The following is a 21,024-nucleotide window of genomic DNA, read 5'->3' on the forward strand; positions in this document are numbered from 1 at the left end:
GCGGGAGAGGGTAAGGGCGGACAATACTGAGGTCTGACCATCACTCTCCCCTCCCTTCATCGATCTTTTCCTCAATGCGAATGAGCGTCGCCGAGACGAAGCGCACCTGTTCTTCGAGGCGCGCCGTCCTTTCGATGATCTGCGTGTTGTCGTCGGCGCGACGTTCGAGTTGCGCCAGACGCTCCGACGCGGCGCCGGCCCAGATGAGGCCGAGCCCCGTCTGCACGATCACCGCCGCCCCAATCGCAACAGTGACGCGCAGCTCATAAGGTTTTTCCAGCGGCGCTTTCGGGAAGGAAACGCTATGCATCGCTCCCCTCCTTTGCACACAGGCCCAGCGCCGACCGTTTTTCATCTTCGGAAAGAAAGTCGGCGCGGGAGACGCGCGCCCACAGCGCATCGCGTTCGGCGGAGAGCGCATCGATTTCGCTGGTGTGACAGACGACTGTTGCGTCGGGCCAGACCGGCGCCATCCAGTTGGTGAGCGCCGCCGCGGTTTTCTTCACCAGCGGCAACACCGTTTGTTTCCAGAAAGCGAGATTGGCTTCCTTGTAATTGGAATAGGTGTTGTCGCCGGGAATGCCGAGCAGCATGGGCGGCACGCCGAAAGCCAGCGCAATCTCGCGCGCCGCGGCGTGTTTCGCCTCGATGAAATCCATGTCGGCCGGCGACAGCGACATGGACCGCCATTCGAGCCCGCCGTCGAGCACCAGCGGGCGGCCGGCGTTCGCCGAGCCCTGATAGGCGTCTTCGAGCTCCGACTTCAGCCGGTCGAACTGATCGCCGGTGAGATTCTCCGCGCCCTCGGGACCTTTATAAACGAGCGCGCCGGAGGGACGCGCCGCATTGTCGAGCAATGACTTGTTCCAGGCCGACGCCGCGTTGTGCAGATCCACCGATGCGCTCGCGGCTTCCAAAGGCGAAAGCCCGTAATGATCGTTGGTCGGATGAAAGAGTTTCAGATGGAGGATCGGCGAAAGCGAGCCGTCATCGGGTTTTCGGAATGTCACCGAACGCCCGCCCACGAAATAATCGTAAGCCTCCGCCCAGCCGGACTTGCCGGGACGCGCCTTCATGCGGTCGGGTCTTAAGACGTAAAGTTCACGCGGAACGCCGTCGAGCGCGACGCCTTCAAGATAGGCGTTCCCGGCGGTCTGCAAAAATCCGTAGAAGCTTTCAAAAAGTTCGGCGCCCGACTGTTCCGGGTTCGGTTTCGCCAGCAGCGCGATCAGCGGATGATCCGCCATCACGGCGCCCGCCTCCGCGACGCGCAACGGCGCCGAGGCCGCCGCCTCCGCCACAAGCCGCACGCAGCGATAGGCGATGACATTGCGTTCGTAACCGGCGCGAGCGAGCGAGACGTAATCCCGCGGCGTCCAGGTCGGCGCCCCGAGGCGATGCAGCGCGATCAGCGCTTTCGCGGCGGAAGCTTTTTGTTCTGGCGGTTTGCGAAGGATGTTCGGGATTAGAGACATGAGAGGCCCCCATCCCCGCCCCGGATCAAGTCCGGGGCGGTATTTCCCCCGCAAGCGGGGGAAGAGAAAAGAGTTTCGAGATTTAGCTCCCTCTTCCCCCGTTTACGGGGGAAGTGCCGAGCCCAATCGGGCGAGGCGATGGGGGTTTTCTTCAACACGGGCAAACTCCTCGTTAATTCAACTTCCGCACGCCCGGCTTCGGCGCGGGCTTGGACAACATCAGTTCGGTGATCGCCCAGACGAGGGCGTCGAGACGGTCCGGGCTCTTCGACCCTTCACCTGTAAAGGTCGTCATCTGGTCTTCGAGTTTCGGAAACGCGCCGACATGGCGGACGCGACCCTGTTCGTAGAGCGCGGCGACAGGTTCGGCGCGAAGCTTCTTGCCGCGCATCGCGTGAACGCCTCGTATCGGCGCCGATGCGTCCACCTGCGCGATCACCGCTTTCGCCATGTCGCCGCCCTGGTTCACTTCGACGACGATGCGGTCGGCGGAAAATTCGTGATAGGCGGCGGCGGTTTTCTCCGCCCATTGCCGGGGGGAGAGCCCCGCCGCCGACCAGTCCGCGAGCACGAAAGCAGTTTTTTGATCGCCGCAATAAGCAACGCCGGCGATGACGATGCCGCATTCGTCCGCGTTTTCGCCGCCCGTCGCAGGGGGATCGACGGCGACGACAATTCTGTCGAGGGACGGCGCGGCGGAAATCCGCGCCGCCTCGATCATGTTCCATGTCCACAAGGCGCCAGCGACATCGTCAACGATCTCGCCCATGAGTTCCTGGCGCCCCAGCGCCGTTCCTTCGTAAAGCGCGGCGATTTCGGTGAAGAAGGCTTCGGAAAGATGCGCGCGGTTGTCGTAGGTCGACGCGCGAACGGTTTTGGTCGTTGCTGAGGCGATAAGGCGCTTCAGCAGCGCCATCGGGCGCGGTGTTGTGGTGACGATCTGGCGGGGCTTTTCGCCAAGGCGCAGCGCGAGCTGCAGGTTCGACCAGGTTTCCTCCGCATACCGCCATTTTGCAAACTCATCGGACCAGGCAGCCGTGAACTGATAGCCGCGAATGCCGTCGGGATCCTCGGCGGAGAAGGCGTAGGCGATGGCGCCGTCGGGCCAGACGAGGCGCCGGCGCGAGGCCTCGTAAACCGGCGCCGATCCCGAAGGCGATACGGCGCGGATGCCGGAGGGACCCTCGATCATGACTTCCCTCGCATCGGCGTAGGTTTCCGCGACGAGGGCGATGGCGCCGGCTTTGTTGTCATTTGCAATGTGGCGCACCCATTCGGCGCCGGCGCGGGTTTTCCCGGCGCCGCGGCCGCCGAGGAGGAGCCATGTGGTCCAGTCGCCATCGGGTTCTTTCTGATGCTCATGAGCGTTCTCCCGCCAAAGCTTCTCCGCCGCTTCGGCTTCCAGACGGCGCATCAGCACCATCACCTTGCGCAGCATTTCCGCTTCCGCCGCCAGCGTCTTCGCGCTCGATCCGCTCGACGGTGTTGAAGATTTTCCGGTATGTGGCTTCGATATCTTCTTCCGTGAGGCCTTGTCCGCTGGCGCGTCGGTCATCGGTTTCGCGTTCCTTTGCTTCGTCTTTTTTCATGCGCTCGGAGATCTGCGCCGAACTCATCAGGAGGCGCAGGGTCCTCGCGCCGCGATCGAAAATGTCGTCGTCATTTTCGGTCAGCATCGAACGCGACCGGCGCATGACGAGTTTCTGGATGCGCTCCGCAAGCGCGTTCCAGCTATCGTCATCGGCCGCATTTTTCTGCGCGCCGGATGCTCCCGCTTCGGATATGTCGATTTGGTTTTTCATCATGGAGCGGAGGATAAGGCCGCCCCGGAAGTGGTGGATAACTATTCACCAACACTGGGAAATATTGAAGAATTCAACAGATTTGAGGTGTTTTTCGCGTTATTGGGGTGGGCGTTTCGGGACTAGGTTTTAGGTATTAGGGGTTAGAAATATGTACGGTTCGGTGTGTCGGCTTAACGCCTAAAACCTAACCCCTAAAACCTGTCACCGCGACCGGGTGATGCGCGATTCCAGCAGCTCATCCGTAATCTCAAGATCGTTCTCGGAAACGAGGTCCGGCGAGACCGCGATCTTCGCCGTGACCACAGAATTTTTATCGCCGGTGCGCAAGGGATGCCATGTCGGCAATCCCTTGCCTTCCGCAAGCCGGCGATAGGCGCAGGTGGGCGGCATCCATTTCAGCGCGCCGACATTGTCGGGCGTCAGTTGAACGCAGTCTTTCACCTGCTTCATGCGGTTCGCGTAATCGGTGCAGCGCCGGCGCTTCACGTCAAAGAGCTTGCAGGCGATGTCGGTCTCGAACACCTCGTCCGTCTCTTCATTGTGCAGAACATAGATGCAGCAGCGCCCGCAACTGTCACACAGAGACTCCCACTCCGCATCGGTCATTTCGGAGAGCTTCTTGGTCTTCCAGAAAGGTTTTTCGCGCGCCATGCGCCGCCTTCTATCCTATTGCGCCTGCGAAGGCCATCGCGCAGGCCCGGTACTCGGCTGTTCATCAGCGGATAATCGAATTAGGCTTTCCGGCGAACTGAAGGGGGCTTCCATGATCCGTTATCTCAAAATCATTCTTGTTGTCTTTGTCGGGCTCCAGGGCCTGTCGTACTTCATCGCCAATACGATCAATTTCGACTATGCGCTGCTCGCCGTCGGCGAAGTGCTGTCACAGCGCGACAGTCCGGCCTATCAGAACCCGATCCTGCCGCCGGTCACGAACCCGGCGCTCATCAAACTGGCGCTTGTCATCATCATGAGCGGCGAGCTGCTGGTGGGCGTCCTGTCGTTTATCGGCGCGTTCGCCATGCTGGGCGCGGCGGGCAAACCGGCGGCGGCGTTCGAGGCGTCGAAAAAGTTCGCCATTCTCGGCTGCGGCATGGCTCTGATCGTCTGGTTCGGCGGATTCACTGTGATCGGCGCGGCGCTCTTCCAGATGTGGCAGGGCCAGGTCGGCGTCTCCTCTTTCGAAGGCGCGCATATGTATCTCGTCCCCAGCGGGATCATTTTGCTGTTTGTGGCGATGAAGGACGAATGATGTTCAGGTCTGTTCGCTATCTTTCACTTTTAACATTACTTGCGACTGTCGCATCATGCGCGACACCAAACGAGAACATGGCATTCAACGATGATGCGTGGCGTGCGGCCATTTACTCAGACCAATACGCAAAGATCCGTGACTTTTTACACCTCACCAAGAAAAAAGTTGGTTTTGTGGAGGGCATCACTGTAATCACAGCGCCAGCATTTCATTCGCTCGTAGGCATAGAACTTACTCATCATATCCGGCCTGGGCTAAGTGAGATTCTGCCCCCTGATGGCGCTCAATATCAGCTGAATATATCCATATTCCGCGCCGCTCAGGATCGGAAAGAGCTTGGCGACGTCACCAAGGTTACGATTCCTATTGAAAAATACAGCCTTGTCTTAAACGAAGACGACTATAGAAAAATTGAACTAGAGGTAAGAAACAGCGGTATTCTCGCGCTTTCGGAAAACGCCCTTCCCGAATTTGGTTGCACAGATGGTATAACCATTTTTGTTGATATAATTACGGAGAACACTACGCGTTTTGAAGCCCGTCATGTTTGTGACGACGGTTTCGCCTCCATTCAAGCCGCCGCAGAAGTCACCTTTTCATTTGTGGCGCAAAAAAATCCCAGAATTGAAAACAGATTTGGACGATATCAGGCTGTACTACTAGCTTTGACTCGATACGCGCACCGTCTCGCCCCAGCGAGGATGTGTTCCTCGCGGGTTACCTTCACATCCTTGCCCAGCACATCGGAAAAAACCTTCAGCTCTCCGGCGCAAAGCCCGGTGCAGGCTTTCGCCGCGGAACAGATCGGGCAATGGTTCTCGATCAACAGCCAGTCGCGCCCGTCTTTTTTCGCCTCGGCCATATAGCCTTCGTCGGTGCGCGCTTTGGCGAGGCCCTTCACGCGCTCGCCGAGGGTTTTCGCTTTCGCCAGTTTCTCGCCATAGGCCTTGCGCTGCATGTCGCCGTGCTTTTTCACGAACTTCGCCAAGCCTTCGGCGCCGAACAATTCCTCGACGGACTGAATCATTTCAACGGCGAGCGATTGATGCGCGTCGGGGAAGACGCGCGCCGAGGCTTCGGTCAGCGACCAGATTTTGAGCGGCCGTCCCCGGCCCTTCGCTTCGGAGCGCGCCTCGACCAGCCCCTCCGCTTCCAGCGCATAAAGCTGCAGCCGCGCGGCCATGGGCGTCACGCCCAGCGCCGGGCCGATTTGCGACGCGCAAAGCTCGCCCTCGCGCTTCAGCATGTTGAGGATGGCGTCGCGGGTCGCGGGCGTCTGGGCGGCGGAAGCTGTTTTTGACGATGCGGGCATGGCGGTTAAATAAAGCCTTGTCTTTCAAAAAACAAGACGCAGGGCCGCCGCCTCAGGGGGTTGGCCCTACCCGCGAGAAGGTGATCTCCCCGAAGAAAGTCAATGTCGACGGCGACGTACAGCTATATAAATACTGCATGCGCAAATACTGGCTGAGCGCCAGCCCCGTTAACTCCGGCTCGGTCGTTCCGGCGCGAACCTCGGAAATAGCGCCATCGAATGAAAAGAAACTGGCGTTAGGGCCAAGGCCCGCCTCCGCGCCAAGCGCCGATCCGGGAGCGACGCAGGCCCGAACAGCGCCGACGGCGCGGGCCCGGCTTTCCGTTGATTGCAGATCGAATTCGGCGACAAGACCGCCGCTTTCGGTTACTTCAAAAACAAGACTTCCCGTCGGCGGGCTCATGCCCATGGCGCTTAGCGACGCGTTATCGAGGCGCCACTTACCAATGAGACAGCGGTCCACGCTGTCCTCGGAACATGAAGGCGCGCAGGTTCTTCGAACAAGCTCGAACGGAATTTTCATATCCGTCACGTCGGCGTCGCCGAAATGCGTCAGCGCCAGAAGCACTGTGCGGTCGCCGTCGCACGAACCGGTCACGGTCGTTCCATCGGCCCAGTATTTCGTTTCGGGCGCGCCGCCGACAATCGACCCGTAAAAACCGGGACGCACAGTCTCGACGGACTTGGGCAGAACAAGGTCATATTCCGCCGGGATATCGACCTCTGCGATATTCAAGAGACCGGGCAGAAGGCTCCACGGGGTGATGTATTGTTCGTCCTCCACGAGCGCCTGCAAATAGGCCGGCTCCACATTCGGCTCTCGCGGATAGGTGCAGGCGCCGCCGGCGCCGCAGCCCATGTCGCGCACCCGGCTTGAATAATGATCGACGACAAAGTCGTGAAAACGTCTGTCCCATCCATTGGCCCTGAAAAGTGCGCGAAGCTCCCCCGGATTTGTCGTGTTGTGGAACTTTCGCAGCAGCTGCCACAGCTCGCTTGGACTGTCGATCAGGTAATCGAACAGGATGAACGCGCTGTATTCTTGAACAAACGGGGCCCCGTCGAGATCGAACCTCCTTGCGGATACATGCTCCTGATTCATGACGGGATAGACAAGTTCGGAAAAATACGTCGCCGCGCTTTCGTCCCACCAGCGCGCATTGCGCGCGCTGTAGGTGGCGGCTGAATAGCCGGGAATGTTCTCCATGATGAAGCAATGGCCGACTTCGTGGGCGATCATCTGTTTATAGGTGTTGGAAAACTCGCCGCGCCATGAGCCCAGCGCGTCGCGGGCGTCGGAACCCGCAACAATCCAGCAACGGGAATTGACAGGCCATTTCGCATTCGGATGCGTGTCGCTGTCATTGAGGACGACATGGAGCGGCCAGGTTTGCGCGCCGCCGATTTCGGTCACCTTCGCGCGCGCCAGCGTAATCGTCTCTAGCGCGCCCTCGATCAGCATGCGTTTGCCCGGCGTCGGTTCGCGTCCCCAGTTGTGCGGCGTCACCACGAGATCGACGCCGTTGGAATGTTTGTGAACCCAGCAGCCGAGACCGCCCACGCCCCCGCTTCGCACATAATACGGATCAAGCACATCGCCGGAGATCGGCCGCAAGCCTTCGTCGTCGCAGCTTGTCGCCGGCTGCGCATGCGCCGTGGCGAACATCGCCGCCGCCATGACGAACGCCAGCGCCCAAACCCGCGCCAGCCGGAGACAATTCGCGCCGCACCGTCTTTCGATCTGCATCTCGCTCTCCCCTGTTCGCTCGCCAGCGCGCTCTCGCGCCACAGGCCCGCAAGCCATGCTAGCCGCCGCCGCCCCGAGATCAAAATCCGCTCTGGACTCAAGGCGCTGGGCTCTGGGCTCCGGGCGCCGGCATCGGTTTTTCCGATGTCGGTCTTCAAAACTTTGCATGAGGCATATTTTCAAAAGTTATTGCTTTCACAAAAATGCCGGAATAATAAAAGCATATGCTTTCATAAATAAGGGAGACGAAAAATGACGAAAGAACAGGAGAAACCCCGCATCGAACATGTGAATCTGGTGGTGACCGCCATCGACCCGACGGTCGCCTTCCTGAAAGCCGCCTTCCCCCATTGGGATATCCGCGGCGAAGGCGGCGGCGACTGGGCCGGCGTTCCCCGCCGCTGGGCGCATGTGGGAGACGACGACAATTACATCACCCTCAATGAGTTCAAACTGCCGGCGGCGGCGCGCGGGCGCCATCGCGATCTCCAGAGCGCGGAGCCCGGCCTCGCCCATATCGGGTTCGAAGTTTCCGATCTCAGCGCGGTCGTCGAGCGCCTGAAGAAGGCCGGCTATGAACCGCACCATCTCGGCGAAAATCATCCGCACCGGCGCAACCTTTACTACGTCAATGAAGAAGGGCTGGAGTTTGAGTTCGTCGAATATTTCAGCGCCGTCCCGTCAGAAAAAAATCTCTATCAATAGGAGACGGCTCTTCATGCGCGCCTTCAATCCTTCGAGACGTAAAATTTCTTCCTCCTGAGGAGGCCGATAGGCCGTCTCGAAGGGCGAAGAAATTTTACCCTCAGGATGAAGGCGCTGCGGAGCTTTTAAAAAAGGTGATTCAAATGACAAGACACATGCATGACGGCGGCGATCTCGCCGAAGCTCTGCGCCGGATACTGGAGCGGCGCAAGTGAACGCCGTCGCCATTCTCGGATCGAGCCGCGCCGACGGAGAGACGGCGCGGCTCCTCGACGAAGTCCTGTCGCATCTTCCTGATGCGGAGCGGTTCGATCTCGGCGCGCTTAATATCGGGCCTTATTCATACGCACACGCCCATAAGGATGACGACTTCCTCCCCCTCGCCCGCCGGATGCTGAAGGCGAGAACGATCATCCTCGCCAGTCCGGTCTACTGGTATTCCATGAGCGCGCAGATGAAGATTTTCTTCGATCGCCTCACCGATCTCACCGATCTTCCCTACAAACCCATCGGCAAACAGCTTGCGGGCAAAACCATGTACGCCGTGGCGACGGGCAGTCGCGACGCGCCGCCCTTTAGTTTTTCCGAGCCGTTTTCGGAAACAGCGGGTTATTTCAAGATGGAATGGGGCGGGCTGTTATACCGCCGCGGATCGGCGGCGCTGACCCGTGAAGACCGGGCCGCAGCGCGGTTTTTCGCGGAAGACATCTGCGCCCTCGCCTGAAAAAACGCTGCCTGCAAATACCTTTTTTCCGGCCTGAAACCGCCTCATTCCGGGACGAGCCTTGTCCCCGGTTGAGGCGCGTTTCTTTTGCGCCGGGGGAGAGAGAAAGATGGCCGCTCGCCGTCAAGCGACAGTTGCGCCTTGCGCTTATGCCGGACCGTTCGGCGCCTCCCATCCCTTCCCTGTGATCTGCGTCACTCATGACTGGCCTGCAACCGGGCTAGCTTCAGAACTATCAAGACGGGCATCATCAAGGGGCATCCTATGAAATGGCTTTTATCGCTTTCCGCCGCACAGACAGTGTTGCTGGCGGCGCTCGGTCTGAAAGTTGTCTCCATCGACATGCAGATGAATGAATTGGCGACGGGCGCCGATGCGCCGACTCCGCAAATCCAAAGCGCCGCCGATCCTGCTCAGCTATCCTGGGATAATGCGCGCGCGCCCTCGGTCGATGCAGCGGAAATGCGCGCCATCCTGAAAGAAGAACTCGCCGCGCTGGAACATCCTGCACGCGCCGCCGCTGCGCCTACGGAGGCGCCGCAGACAAGGCTAACGCCCGAACAAATAAAAACTGCAGCCAACGCCGTCGCCGCCGACATCAATCATTATCGCGGCGTCGGCGCGATCAATCCGGGCGAGATGGAAATGCTGCAAGAGAAAATCGCGAAGCTGCCGCGCAGTGAACGCCGTGCGGCGCTGACCGAACTCGCCAGGGCGATGACCCGCGGCGAGATCGACGGCCTGATGTAAACCACGATTTAACGCATCGGCTCTTTTAACCAAAGGGAGAGACTAAAATGAGACTGAAGACCAAAATATTGACGACCGGCCTCGCGGCCGCTTTCTTTTCCACCGCCGCCATCGCCGGCATGGTTCAGCCGCTTCCCGTCGATGTGGACCTCACCACTTCTTTCGCCCATGGCGACATGTTGAGCGCGCGCTATGCGCCCAACAAGAACGAGTTCATCGGCTGCGGCGTCCGGAAATTCGACGACGGCATGGGCGGGGCCATCGCTTTCGGCTTCTGCCAGGCGGAAGACGCTGACGGCGAACGCGCCTTCTGCAACACCGACAATGAAGACCTTCTCGACGCGATCGAGGCGAGCGCCGACTATGGCTATATCTCCTTCAGCTGGGACGAGAAAACGCAGGAATGCCGCCGCATCGGCTTCTCCAACCAGTCTTTCTACGTTCCGCCTAATGTCGGCAGCAATCTCTGAAAAAATGTTGCGTTAGAGTTGCGTTGAGTAGCGTATACGCCGGACGGAACGCCCCCCGTCCGGCGTTTTTTGTCCGGCGTTTTTCGTCCGGCGCGCTGCACGTTTTTGAGCGATTGACAGCATCTCCGTGAAGGCCCTAAATGCGGGACAAGTTACGCGACGGGGGAGGTCGTGTTGCAGTGCATTATTACTCTTTTTCCGCACATCTTTGACCGGCCCGAACCGCGATGCGCCTGCACCGCGATGCAGAGCGTTCGCGCAAGCGCAAAGGCGACGCCACGCCTATGAGATGGCTTATTCCCCTCTCGGCGGTGCAAACATTGCTATTGGTAATGCTCGGCCTTCATGCGCTGAAACTCGACATGCGCACCGATGACATCGCGCAAACGGTACAAACCCTCAGCGCGCAAGAAAGAAAAGCAGCCCCCGGTCCGGAAACCATAGAGTGGCCCGAACCGGCGACCGCCGCAGACGCTGCGTTCACCGCCGACGACATTCGCATGATCATCCGCGAAGAGTTCGAAGCGATCGCGGCGGAGAGCGGCGGCGCCATGACCGTCCGCCGCGCGGCGCAGGCCCCGGCGCAGCAGCCCGCAGCCTATGACAAAACGCAGGTTCTGATGACGCAATCCGCGATCGATCAGGATCTCGACCGTTACAGAAAACGCGGCGCCATCTCCGAAATCGAAATGGACCAGCTTCACGCCAAAATTGCAGAACTGCCGCCAGAGGCCCGGCGCGCAGCGTTGGTCAGCCTGACAAAGGCGATGAACAGCGGTGAAATCAGGGGCCAGTTCTAACACCGGAACTTCAGAGGGAGCACAGAATGAAGTTGAAACACAAAATCCTGGCGGCGGGGATCTCCGTCGCATTCATGTCGACGGCCGCCATCGCCGGTTTCAAACAGCCGGCGCCGGTCGATGTGGACCTCGTCAACCGCGTCGCACTCGGCGACATGGTGTCGGCGCAACAGGCAAAGGACGACGTGACCTTTATCGGTTGCGGCATCCGCAAATTCGACACGGGCGCCGGCGTCGTCTCCACAGGCTTCTGTCAGGCCGGCGACGCCGATGAAGAGCAGTTCACCTGCTTCACGGATAACCCGGAACTTCTGGACGCGATGTCGTCAACGGCCGATTTCAGCTTCATCACTTTCGCCTGGAATGAAGACGGCGAGTGCACGCGAATCGGCTTCTCAACCCAATCCTTCTATCTGACCGACAAGATGGTCAAATAGCCCTGCCCTTGATCTGAGTTTGCGCGGGCCGCATGGCGAACGTCATGCGGCCCGTTTTGCGTCCGGAAAACTCGCCCGCGCCGCTCCACCTTGCGCATTTGTCACGGAAGGCTGGCGGCGCCCTTTAAACTCCCGGCTTGCGCCCTTCTTTCGCCCGCTTTACGGGGCACTGACTCCCGCGTCTCGCCGCGCTGTTTGCAAGATCAGGCGGCGGGCCGGTATAAGGCCATTCAGCATGGGGCTTGCATGACCTTCACGAGGGGTCAGCATTGGGACGATAGCGAACGGGCATGGCGAAAAAGCAGTACGATAAAAGCGGTCTTTCCGCTGTGATCGCCGGTCTCCTCGCCGATATGAAGCGCGGCGCGGAAGCCTTTCACCGCGACTTCCTGAAGCTTTTCGGGTTTTCGGCCGCGCCGCCTAAGGCCAAGGAGCCCTACCCCGAAAAGTCCAAATATCCAAAGGCGCCCGGCGACGGCAAAGCATGGCGCAATCTCTGGGGCTCGCTTGCGCTCTCCGTCATCTCCCTCGGTTTTCTCGGCGCGGCTTTTGCGCTCGGCCTCGCCTTCATCTATCTCGCGCCGCAGGTTCCCGAAGACGCGGACCTCTGGAACGTCAACCGTCAGGCGGCGATCATCGTCTTCGACCGCAATGGCGAGGAGATCGCGGCGCGCGGCGCCCGTTACGGCGAGCATGTGGACCCGGGCGAGTTGCCCGATCATCTCATCAAGGCGATTCTTTCCACCGAAGACCGGCGATTTTACGATCATGGCGGCGTCGATCTGCGCGGCACCCTGCGCGCCGCCGTCGCCAACACCAAAGCCGGAACCGTGGTCGAGGGCGGCTCGACCATCACGCAGCAGCTTGCGAAGAATTTGTTCTTGTCGCCGCGCCAGACCTATGAGCGCAAGGCCCGCGAGGCCCTCCTCGCCCTCTGGATCGAAGGCCATTACACCAAGGACGAAATCCTTTCGCTCTATTTGAACCGGATCTATCTCGGCGCCGGCGCCTATGGCGTCGAATCGGCCGCGCAGACTTATTTCGGCAAATCCGCGCGCGATGTGACGCTTGCCGAAGCGGCGATGCTCGCAGGGCTTCCGAAAGCGCCCTCGACCTATGCGCCGACGCAGAACCCGCAAGGGGCGCAGCGCCGCGCGGGCGAAGTGCTCGACAATCTTCTCGAAATCGGAGCCGTCGATCCGTTCGCCGCGCGCGAGGCGCGCTTGAATCCGCCGAAAATCAGCAAACAGAATATCGATTCGGGCCTTGGCTATTTCTTCGACTATGTGGCGGCGCAGGCGAAAGAGCTGGCGCCCAACGCCACCGGCGACATCATCGTCCGGACCACCATCGATCAGAAACTGCAACGCGACGCCGAAGCCGCGGTGAAATCCGCGATGACGATCGAAGCGCGCATGAAAGGCGCCGATCAGGCGGCGCTCGTCGCCTACGATCAATCGGGCGCGCTTCGCGCCATGGTCGGCGGGCGCGATTACAAGGAAAGCCAGTTCAACCGCGCCGTGCAGGCGAAGCGCCAGCCGGGATCGGCCTTCAAGCCCTTCGTTTATGTCGCTGCGATGGAGGCGGGCCTGACGCCCAATTCGAGCTTCATCGACCAGCCCATCGACATCGCCGGCTGGCAGCCGACGAACTACACGCCGGGTTATGCGGGCCGCGTGCGCCTTACCGAAGCGGTCGCCAAATCCATCAACACGGTCGCCGTGCAGGTGACGGAGCGCATCGGCCGCGGCAAGGTCGCCGAAGCCGCCAAACGTCTCGGCATCAAATCGGAGATCGCGCCGCACCGCTCCATCGCGCTAGGGGCCGTCGATGTGACGCTCGAGGAACTTGTCGGCGCCTATATCCCCTTCGCGCGCGGCGGCCTAGCGCCCGAGCCCTACGCCATCGATTCCATCGAAACGCGCGGCGGCGAAATTCTTTACATGCATCCCGGCGGCGATCCGCAGCGTGTCATGACCGCCGATGTCTCGAAGAAGATGAACCACCTTCTCTATCAGGTGATGCTGAACGGCACCGGCGCGCGGGCCCGGCTCGGCGCGCGTCAGGCGGCGGGCAAGACCGGCACGACGAACGACTGGCGCGACGCCTGGTTCGTCGGCTACACGCCGCAACTGATCGCCGGCGTCTGGGTCGGCAATGACGCCTACACGCCCATGGAGAAAGTCACCGGCGGCACGATCCCCGCTGCGATCTGGAAAGAGTTCATGACCTCCGCGCATCAGGGCCTGCCGCTCCTCTCCCTCGACGGCGCCTATCCGGCTGTCTCCTACGCCGCCGAGCCCGTTCTCCTCAATTTCTACCGGGATGTCTCGCGCGGTCTTGCCCGCGTCGAGCGCGACGGCAATGCGCGGCGGTATAGGCGGTAACGGTCTGCGCCGCCGTCATCCCGGACGCGCTGCAGCATGAAATGCTGCTGCGCAGATCCGGGACCTTTCGAAAACATGTGAACGATAGCGATCCCGGGTCTGCAGCGCAGCGATAAATCGCTGCACGGCGCCCGGGATGACGACTGATATGTGAATTATATTCTCAACCGCTGACGAAGGCTGCTATGACAGAGTGTCGTCAAACGAAGAGAGAAATGTTCCGCACCCTGAAATCCTGCTCCAACGTCGCTGACTTCCGTCTGCTCGCGAAACAGCGCCTGCCCGGTCCGATCTTCAACTATATCGACGGCGCCGCGGACGACGAAGTCACCTATCGCCGCAACACGGCTGCTTTCGAGGATTGCGACCTTGTCCCCAACGTCCTGGCGGGCGTCGAAGAGGTCGACATGTCCGTGACGGTGATGGGGCAGAAACTGGCGATGCCGGTCTTCTGTTCGCCCACCGCCTTGCAAAGACTTTTTCACCCCGACGGAGAGCGCGCCGTCGCTTTGGCGGCGCAGAAATACGGGACCATGTTCGGCGTCTCCTCCCTCGGCACCGTGAGCCTGAAGGAAATCGGCGACCTCATCTCCACGCCGAAGATGTTCCAGTTCTATTTTCATAAAGACCGCGGCCTCAACGACGCCATGGTGCAAAAGGCGCAAGCCGCGAAGTTCGAGACGCTGGCCTTGACGGTTGACACGATCACCGGCGGCAACCGGGAACGCGACCTTCGCACCGGTTTCACCTCGCCGCCGCGGCTCACCCTGAAAAGCCTGGCGAGTTTCGCCGCGCATCCGTCCTGGGCGCTGAATTATTTCCTGAGCGGCGGGTTCGAGCTGTCGGAGCTGAAAGATTACATCAAGGAAGGCTCCAATGTTTCGATTTCCATCGGCGATTATTTTGCGACCATGCTCGACCAGTCCATGAACTGGAAAGATGCGGAAGCGTTGCGCGCGAAATGGGGCGGGTCTTTCTGCCTTAAGGGCGTGATGAGCGTCGAGGATGCGCGCCGCGCCGTCGATATCGGCGCCGACGCGATCATGGTGTCGAACCATGGCGGGCGTCAGCTCGACGGCTCCCGCGCGCCCTTCGACCAGATCGCCGAACTCGCCGACGCTGTCGGCGACAAGATCGACATCATCTGCGACGGCGGCATTCGCCGCGGAACGCATGTCCTGAAAGCCATCGCCGCGGGGGCAAAGGCGTGTTCCGGCGGACGCATGTATCTTTACGCCCTCGCCGCCGCGGGCCAGCCCGGCGTCGAACGCGCGCTCGGCAATCTCAAAACCGAAATCGAACGCGACATGAAACTCGCAGGCGTGAAAACCATCGCCGCCCTCAATCGCGACATGTTGCGCTGGCGGTAGAGTGCATTGAGTTATATTGAAGATTAAAGATACCCCCACCCAAAACTGCTTCGCAGTTTTGACCTCCCCTCAAGGGGGAGGTGAACTCACGGCAAACGCAACGCTTAACCTCCCCCTCGAGGGGAGGCCGAAAGTGCGTCAGCACTTTCGGGAGGGGGAAGACTCAAGACCTTAACTCTCGTCGACCGGAAAAAGCGCTTACGACTACTCCGCCAGAAACGCATCAACCGCGTCGCGGCAGACGGGCCAGGCAGGATCGTTTTCCGGCATCAAATGATTGTTCGATTCCAGCATGTGAAAGCGCGCATCGGGAATGGCGGCGGCAAGTTCGCGCCCCGAGCCCAAAGGCACGCGCAGATCGCCGCGCGCATGAAGCACGAGAGCGGGCGCTTTTATCTTGTCGAGATGCTCCGTCACATCCACATTGCCGAGCGAGCTTAAAAGATTGGCGGCGTTTTCCGGCGAGGTCGTCTTGCGCTGAAGTTCGTTGAACCATTGCTGGTTCTCGGGCGGCGCGTCGGGCATGAAGAGCGACGTAAAAAGCTGGCGGAAGGCGGCGTTGTCCTGGCCCCAACCGCCGCGGGTCAAGGTCACCATCGCCTCATTCTGTTTGACGCGCTCCGGCGTGCCGCCGACGCGCCAGCCCTTCGCATAGCCGCCGATCAGCACCAGCTTCGTCACCCGGTCCGGATGGCGCGCCGCGTAAACGATCGAGACGGCGCACCCCTGGGAGATGCCGATCAGCGGAAACCGCCTCAACTGCAGCGCATCGACCACCGCTTCGAGGTCGTCGACCTGACGCTCGATGGCGAAATCGTCGACATTCCAGTCCGAAAGCCCGTTGCCGCGCGCGTCATAACGCACAAGACGCACTTTCGACGTCAGCGAACTGAAGACATGATTCCAGACCGGGCTTTGCCAGTCATATTCGAGATGGTTGAGCCAGTTGGCGGCCTTGACCAGCGGCGGGCCCTCGCCCGCGGTCGCATAGGCGATGCGAACGCCGTCTTTGGTTTTGCAGAACCGGATATCCTGGCGCAGCGCCGGCGCGCGGGACGGCGCCGGCGGAGAGTTTTTCTGCGCCGGTTTCGCGGAGAGGGCCGCAGCGAGCCGCGACGGGTCAGCGCCGTCGACGCCGCGCAGCGCTTTTTCACTTAGCGCCTTCTGCCGTTCGGCTTCCGCCCTTCGTCCAGCCTGCGCAAGCGCCGCGACGAGCTTCACATGGGCATCGGCGTCGTAAGGTTCGATCTCCACGAGTTCATAGAGCCGGTCGGCGCGGCGCGCATGATCGCCATCGAGCTTCGCCGCTAGGGCGCGCAGCAATTTCAATCGAGCGACCCGCGCGCGTTCCCTTTCTGCGAGGCGGAACTGTTCGAACTCCGGCTGGCCGTCAAGCGCCAGATCGTCCATCAGATCGCCGCCAAAGGCGAGCGCGACACGCTCCATGGCGTCGGCGTCGCCGCTTCCGAGGGCGCGCTCCGCCGCTTCATGCAATTCAGCGAGATCGACGGAAACGCCCGCCCCATCGAAGGAGACATATTCCCTGTTGGCCTTGATGCGCTCGACCTCATCGTCATTGACGACGCTGCGCAATTTCGACAACGCCCAGCGCAACGAACCGCGAGGGTCGTCAGGGAGCTGCCAGAAAATCTCGCACAGCCTTTCGCGCCGCTGAGGCCCTTCGTTCAAGGCGAGATAGGCGAGCAGCGCCCGCGTCTTTTTCGACTGGGGCAACGCCACGGGCTCGCCGTTCCGGCGAACGGCGATAGGTCCTATGAGATCGATGGCGAGCGTCGGCGCAGGCATTTTCAATCCTTGAACACTGACGGGCGGCCCCGCGCTTGCGACGGTCGTCCGGGATTATGGACGACGGTCCTCAATACAGGGCGTCATCCCGACACACCGCGCGAAAGCGGCGTTTTCTTAGCTGAGGCGGGCGGCGATGTCACCAAACGCCTGCGCCCGTGGAAAACTCCGCACGCGGCCGGCAATCCTGGCGCCGGTCTTCGCGCAGGGCTGTGACGGCGGGCACATGCGGGGACGCCGTTTTTGGTCCATGACCCGCCTCCCCCAGGCCCCCCGGAGGGCTTCGTTTCCACGGGCGGGAACGCGCTTTCAACGCTCCTTTCCACGCTCGTCCAAATGAAGAGACCCCAAAAAGGCGACAACGGCGGACCGTCCCGAAACAAAACAAAAACCGGGCGGACCGGAGAGAGAAAAAGGAGAGCCCCATGAATTTCCACCAAGAAGCGATCGCCAACCTCGTCCTGATGGTTCTGGCGGCTGTCGTGTCCTGGCTGGCGATCAACCCGATCGCTTGAACCTGACCGCGCTCCTGCGCCGGCGAGCCCTGCCGGCGCGTCCGCCGCCCCGCGCCGAAACCGCCGAGAAGAGCAAGGCGCGGGGCGGCGAGAAATCAGGGCGCCGGGCTGAAAAGCCCAAAGGCGCAGAAAATCCTAAAAGAGAGAACAAGAATGAACGCCCCGTTTAATCACAACGCCCACCACGCCCCGCTCACCTATCAAGGCATCCTCGCCCGCGCCGAAAAAATCGACTGGCGCGTCGAGGACCTGATCGGCGGCGACAAAAAGCTCGATTTTTCAAAACCGTTCCTGCCGGAAAACCTCGTCCGCGTCAGCGGTCTCTTCTTCCTGTCGGACCGGGAGCAGCGGCTTCTCAATCAGATCCGCGGCCACGGCTATCTCTATATGTTCGGACTTGTGGAGGAGTTCATCCTTCCCTTCATCATGGAGCATATCGAGACGCAGCTGAAATCCGGCGACGACTACAAGATTCGCGCGCTTCTCGGTTTCGCCGCCGAAGAAGCCAAGCACATCCACCTTTTCAAGCGCTTCCGCGAAGAGTTCATCGCCGGTTTCGGTCATGAATGCGAAGTCATCGGTCCGGCCGAAACAATCGCGGCGGAAGTCCTGCGCCACGATCCCCTCTCCGTCTCCTTCGCCATTCTCGGCATCGAATGGATGACGCAAGGCCACTACACCGAAAGCGTTCGCGACAATCGCGATATCGATCCGCAATTCAAAAATCTCCTCAAACATCACTGGATGGAGGAGATGCAACATGCGCAGCTCGACACGCTGATTACCGAAGCGCTGGCCGAGCCGCGCGATACGGATCAAATCGACGCCGCGATCGGTGAGTATCTCGAAATCGGCGCGTTCCTCGACGAAGGGTTGAAGCAGCAGACGATTTTCGATCTTGCCACCTTCGAACGGGCCGCGGGCCGCACGCTCAATGGCGAGGACAGGGCGGATTTCCTGCGCGTGCAGCATCAGGCCATGCGTTGGACGTTTCTCGGCTCGGGCCTCACTCATCCACAGATGACAGCAACCTTAAGAAAACTGACGCCCGCCGGCGCCGAGAAGATCGCCTCTGTCGCGTCCGCCTTTTGCTAACAAAACCAAAAAAAACCAACAGGAGATTTTTCCATGCTCGACAAAACCAAACCGGAAATCGTCAACGGCCTCAATGTGGACGACGTGAAAGCGCTGATCGCCAGCGCCGCAGCCGGCCCAGAAAACAACGGCACGAAGTGGAAGGTCTCGTCCGCTTGGCAAGGCCGCACCCACAACCGCTCGAAAGTGACATCGTTCCATATGGGCGGCGAGGAAGTGAACCGCGAATTCACCATAGACATCGACGAGCCGGAAGAACTTGGCGGCGCCAATAAATACGCCAATCCGCAGGAGCATCTTCTCGCTGCGATCAATTCCTGCATGATGGTCGGCTATGTCGCCCAATGCGCGCTGCGTGGAATCGCTTTGGATAGTCTCGAAATCGACATTGAAGGCGACATCGACCTTCGCGGATTTCTCGGTCTCGATGAGAACACAGCGGCCGGATATGAGAGCCTCACCTATACGGTGCGGATCAGCGGCGACGCGACGCCCGAGGAATTTGTCGACATTCACAACGCCGTGCGCGCCACGTCGCCGAATTTCTACAATATCACCCGCGCGGTCGCGATGAACGACCGCCTGCAGGTGGTCTGACGCCGGTTTTCGGGGGAGAAACCGGGGGAGAAGGAAAAGGGCCGCATCGCGCGGCCCTTTTTATTTTCTGACGATTTGGGCCGCCGCCGCGCGTTATTCCGGTGGCGGACGATTGCCGACCCAGGTGAGCAGCGCATCCAAGGCGGGGCACAGCGCCTGGCCCCACTCTGTAAGACTATATTCCACCTTCGGCGGGACTTCGGGATAGATCGTTCGCCGCACCATGCCGTCGACTTCCATCTGGCGCAGCTGCTGGATCAGCATTTTCTGCGAGATGTCGGGGATCGCCCGCTCCAGTTCCGAGAACCGCAGGACTTGTCCTCCGAACAGATGAAAGAGAATCACCAGCTTCCAGCGCCCATCGATCATTCGCAGCGCCGTTTCAACGCCTTCCGTCGCGGTTTCGCGCGTATATTGGTGCGGCTTATCGGGCTGACCGTCCATGGCTTACTTTCAGGTAAGTGCCTAACTTTATTGTGCGTTCTTGCCGCGTTTTCAGTCAAGCCGCATATGGCTCCCATCACCATTTCAAAACGGAGACCTATGTCATGACCGACACGCTTCCCCTCCCCGTTGTGCGCTATCTCGCGGCCAGAACCCCGGACCAAATCGCCGACTGCTTCACCGAAAACGGCGTCGCGGTGGACGAGCAGCAAACCCGCCGCGGGCGGGCGGAGATCGTGAAATGGCGCGAAGATGTCGCCAAGGTCGCTTACCGGCAGGACATCCTGTCGGCCACGCACGAAGGAAATCAGGCGACCGTGACGTGCCGCATCAGCGGGGGTTTCAAAGGCAGCCCGGTGCAGCTCGATTATCGCTTCGATCTTTCCGGAGATCTGATCTCCCGGCTGGAGATTGCGTGATGGCGCTCGATCTTTGCGGCAGCGAATTCTTTATCTCTTGGCGACGCGCGACGCGGCGAACAGCGCGACATCGGCGGCGGCGAGCCACGGGACGGCGCGCGCGACAAAAACATGCGCCTGCTCCACGAAGGAATGAAGTTCAGGCGCCTTGCCTGTGGGCGACGGTATCGCAAACCAGTCGAACACTTTCAGCGCCGACCCGTAAGTCCACACGGTGATCGGGCCGGTGACGATCAGAAACAAAATCGCCGCTGAGAGCGCGAGCAAGACGGCGATGGCGGCTATATCCATAATGCTTGTGCGCGGCGCGGCGCCGGAGAGCAATCGCCATCCGGCATAGAGAATAAGGGTCGGCGCAGCGAGCACGCCCCAGCCCACATGGTTCCAGATGGCAGCGATCATTGCCTCGCGGCCCTTCTCCGGATCAATGGCCCCACCGGTCATGAACGCCCAGAGAAGAGCCGCGAGTCCCGCAAGGAACAGCAAAAGCGACAAGGGAGCCGCGAAGGAAAGCGAGGTCGCCGTTTTCATGCGGCGTTCCTTTGCTGAAGGCGCACGATCTGATCCGCGAGCCAGTCGTGATGATTTTCAAGCTCGGCGATGAAGCGCCCATCCGCCGGCGCGGCGGCGAGCGCTTCCTCTATCCATAATCGCAGGACCCGCTCCTGCATGATGAGCCAGGAAACAAGATTCCGGTCTTCGGCGTGACTGCAGATCATGACGTCCTCCTTTTCTTGTCGCCCATAACGAAAGCGGCGCCATAACCCTCTCCCGCTGGCGGGAGAGGGTGGCGAGTGAACCGAAAGGTTTGCTCGCCGGGTGAGGGTGGACCGCATCGCCGGCGAACAAAGACCTCATTTCGTTTCATTACGGCGCCACCCTCACCCCTGCCCCCTCTCCCGCCAGCGGGAGAG

The 21,024-nt window shown here is 60.6% G+C and carries 23 protein-coding genes; 13 read left to right on the forward strand and 10 right to left on the reverse strand.

Going from position 1 to position 21,024, the window contains the following annotated elements; translation table 11 throughout:
• Nucleotides 1–40: 40 nt before the first annotated feature.
• The 3 genes from ACQY5P_RS06990 to ACQY5P_RS07000 form a co-directional block, all read right to left on the reverse strand.
• Entirely contained in the window at nucleotides 41–310 is a 270-nt protein-coding gene (locus tag ACQY5P_RS06990; RefSeq protein WP_428410018.1) for a hypothetical protein, read from the reverse strand.
• Complete coding sequence (locus ACQY5P_RS06995) at nucleotides 303–1,475, reverse strand: phage portal protein (protein WP_428410019.1); 1,173 nt, start codon at nucleotides 1,473–1,475, stop codon at nucleotides 303–305. The genes ACQY5P_RS06990 and ACQY5P_RS06995 overlap by 8 nt, the downstream gene beginning before the upstream one ends.
• Nucleotides 1,476–1,647: 172 nt before the next feature.
• Nucleotides 1,648–2,913, reverse strand: coding sequence for a DNA-packaging protein (locus tag ACQY5P_RS07000; RefSeq protein WP_428410020.1), 1,266 nt, complete (start codon nucleotides 2,911–2,913; stop codon nucleotides 1,648–1,650).
• Between ACQY5P_RS07000 and ACQY5P_RS07005 the strand changes: the two genes are divergently transcribed.
• Entirely contained in the window at nucleotides 2,903–3,403 is a 501-nt protein-coding gene (locus ACQY5P_RS07005) for a hypothetical protein (protein ID WP_428410021.1), read from the forward strand. The genes ACQY5P_RS07000 and ACQY5P_RS07005 overlap by 11 nt on opposite strands.
• 78 nt (nucleotides 3,404–3,481) lie before the next feature.
• Here the strand turns inward: ACQY5P_RS07005 and ACQY5P_RS07010 are convergent, their stop codons facing one another.
• Nucleotides 3,482–3,931 (reverse strand): YcgN family cysteine cluster protein, encoded by a 450-nt coding sequence (locus ACQY5P_RS07010; RefSeq protein WP_428410022.1) that lies wholly within the window; start codon nucleotides 3,929–3,931, stop codon nucleotides 3,482–3,484.
• A 112-nt stretch (nucleotides 3,932–4,043) separates the two neighbouring features.
• Here ACQY5P_RS07010 and ACQY5P_RS07015 point away from each other — a divergent pair, with 112 nt between their 5' ends.
• Nucleotides 4,044–4,529, forward strand: a complete 486-nt coding sequence (locus tag ACQY5P_RS07015; RefSeq protein WP_428410023.1) for a DUF2165 family protein — start codon at nucleotides 4,044–4,046, stop codon at nucleotides 4,527–4,529.
• A gap of 649 nt (nucleotides 4,530–5,178) precedes the next feature.
• On the opposite strand, the gene ACQY5P_RS07020 is transcribed toward ACQY5P_RS07015, so the two are convergent.
• A complete protein-coding gene (locus tag ACQY5P_RS07020) occupies nucleotides 5,179–5,844 on the reverse strand; it encodes a helix-turn-helix transcriptional regulator (RefSeq protein WP_428410024.1) in 666 nt (221 codons plus the stop codon).
• Nucleotides 5,845–5,896: 52 nt separating this feature from the next.
• The gene (locus ACQY5P_RS07025) at nucleotides 5,897–7,591 is read right to left on the reverse strand and encodes a hypothetical protein (RefSeq protein ID WP_428410025.1); all 1,695 of its coding nucleotides are present in this window, start codon (nucleotides 7,589–7,591) and stop codon (nucleotides 5,897–5,899) included.
• 252 nt (nucleotides 7,592–7,843) lie between these two features.
• Between ACQY5P_RS07025 and ACQY5P_RS07030 the strand changes: the two genes are divergently transcribed.
• From ACQY5P_RS07030 to ACQY5P_RS07065, 8 genes are all read left to right on the forward strand, one after another.
• Nucleotides 7,844–8,296, forward strand: a complete 453-nt coding sequence (locus ACQY5P_RS07030) for a VOC family protein (protein WP_428410026.1) — start codon at nucleotides 7,844–7,846, stop codon at nucleotides 8,294–8,296.
• Nucleotides 8,297–8,507: 211 nt separating this feature from the next.
• Nucleotides 8,508–9,020 carry a flavodoxin family protein gene (locus ACQY5P_RS07035; protein ID WP_428410027.1) on the forward strand — a complete coding sequence of 171 codons (513 nt, stop codon included), beginning with the start codon at nucleotides 8,508–8,510 and terminating at the stop codon, nucleotides 9,018–9,020.
• Nucleotides 9,021–9,284: 264 nt separating this feature from the next.
• Nucleotides 9,285–9,770 carry a hypothetical protein gene (locus ACQY5P_RS07040; RefSeq protein WP_428410028.1) on the forward strand — a complete coding sequence of 162 codons (486 nt, stop codon included), beginning with the start codon at nucleotides 9,285–9,287 and terminating at the stop codon, nucleotides 9,768–9,770.
• Nucleotides 9,771–9,817: 47 nt separating this feature from the next.
• On the forward strand, nucleotides 9,818–10,240 hold the full coding sequence (locus ACQY5P_RS07045; RefSeq protein WP_428410029.1) for a hypothetical protein: 423 nt from the start codon (nucleotides 9,818–9,820) through the stop codon (nucleotides 10,238–10,240).
• Nucleotides 10,241–10,524: 284 nt separating this feature from the next.
• Nucleotides 10,525–11,040 carry a hypothetical protein gene (locus tag ACQY5P_RS07050; RefSeq protein WP_428410030.1) on the forward strand — a complete coding sequence of 172 codons (516 nt, stop codon included), beginning with the start codon at nucleotides 10,525–10,527 and terminating at the stop codon, nucleotides 11,038–11,040.
• A gap of 26 nt (nucleotides 11,041–11,066) precedes the next feature.
• Entirely contained in the window at nucleotides 11,067–11,477 is a 411-nt protein-coding gene (locus ACQY5P_RS07055; protein ID WP_428410031.1) for a hypothetical protein, read from the forward strand.
• Between the two features lie 290 nt (nucleotides 11,478–11,767).
• Nucleotides 11,768–13,864, forward strand: a complete 2,097-nt coding sequence (locus ACQY5P_RS07060; protein WP_428410032.1) for a transglycosylase domain-containing protein — start codon at nucleotides 11,768–11,770, stop codon at nucleotides 13,862–13,864.
• Between the two features lie 215 nt (nucleotides 13,865–14,079).
• On the forward strand, nucleotides 14,080–15,234 hold the full coding sequence (locus ACQY5P_RS07065; protein ID WP_428410033.1) for an alpha-hydroxy acid oxidase: 1,155 nt from the start codon (nucleotides 14,080–14,082) through the stop codon (nucleotides 15,232–15,234).
• Between the two features lie 204 nt (nucleotides 15,235–15,438).
• Here the strand turns inward: ACQY5P_RS07065 and ACQY5P_RS07070 are convergent, their stop codons facing one another.
• The gene (locus tag ACQY5P_RS07070; RefSeq protein ID WP_428410034.1) at nucleotides 15,439–17,040 is read right to left on the reverse strand and encodes an alpha/beta fold hydrolase; all 1,602 of its coding nucleotides are present in this window, start codon (nucleotides 17,038–17,040) and stop codon (nucleotides 15,439–15,441) included.
• A 668-nt stretch (nucleotides 17,041–17,708) separates the two neighbouring features.
• Between ACQY5P_RS07070 and ACQY5P_RS07075 the strand changes: the two genes are divergently transcribed.
• Entirely contained in the window at nucleotides 17,709–18,650 is a 942-nt protein-coding gene (locus ACQY5P_RS07075) for a hypothetical protein (RefSeq protein ID WP_428410035.1), read from the forward strand.
• A 33-nt stretch (nucleotides 18,651–18,683) separates the two neighbouring features.
• A complete protein-coding gene (locus tag ACQY5P_RS07080; RefSeq protein ID WP_428410036.1) occupies nucleotides 18,684–19,247 on the forward strand; it encodes an OsmC family protein in 564 nt (187 codons plus the stop codon).
• Nucleotides 19,248–19,340: 93 nt separating this feature from the next.
• Here ACQY5P_RS07080 and ACQY5P_RS07085 read toward each other — a convergent pair whose 3' ends face one another.
• Entirely contained in the window at nucleotides 19,341–19,691 is a 351-nt protein-coding gene (locus tag ACQY5P_RS07085; RefSeq protein ID WP_428410037.1) for a winged helix-turn-helix transcriptional regulator, read from the reverse strand.
• Nucleotides 19,692–19,795: 104 nt separating this feature from the next.
• On the opposite strand from ACQY5P_RS07085, the gene ACQY5P_RS07090 reads away from it, so the two are divergent.
• The gene (locus tag ACQY5P_RS07090) at nucleotides 19,796–20,110 is read left to right on the forward strand and encodes a nuclear transport factor 2 family protein (RefSeq protein ID WP_428410038.1); all 315 of its coding nucleotides are present in this window, start codon (nucleotides 19,796–19,798) and stop codon (nucleotides 20,108–20,110) included.
• Between the two features lie 30 nt (nucleotides 20,111–20,140).
• Here the strand turns inward: ACQY5P_RS07090 and ACQY5P_RS07095 are convergent, their stop codons facing one another.
• Nucleotides 20,141–20,641, reverse strand: coding sequence for a hypothetical protein (locus ACQY5P_RS07095; protein ID WP_428410039.1), 501 nt, complete (start codon nucleotides 20,639–20,641; stop codon nucleotides 20,141–20,143).
• Entirely contained in the window at nucleotides 20,638–20,829 is a 192-nt protein-coding gene (locus tag ACQY5P_RS07100; protein WP_428410040.1) for a hypothetical protein, read from the reverse strand. The genes ACQY5P_RS07095 and ACQY5P_RS07100 overlap by 4 nt, the downstream gene beginning before the upstream one ends.
• Nucleotides 20,830–21,024 lie beyond the last annotated feature (195 nt).

The sequence above is a fragment of the Hyphococcus sp. genome (assembly GCF_965267305.1).
Classification (GTDB): Bacteria; Pseudomonadota; Alphaproteobacteria; order Caulobacterales; family Parvularculaceae; genus Hyphococcus.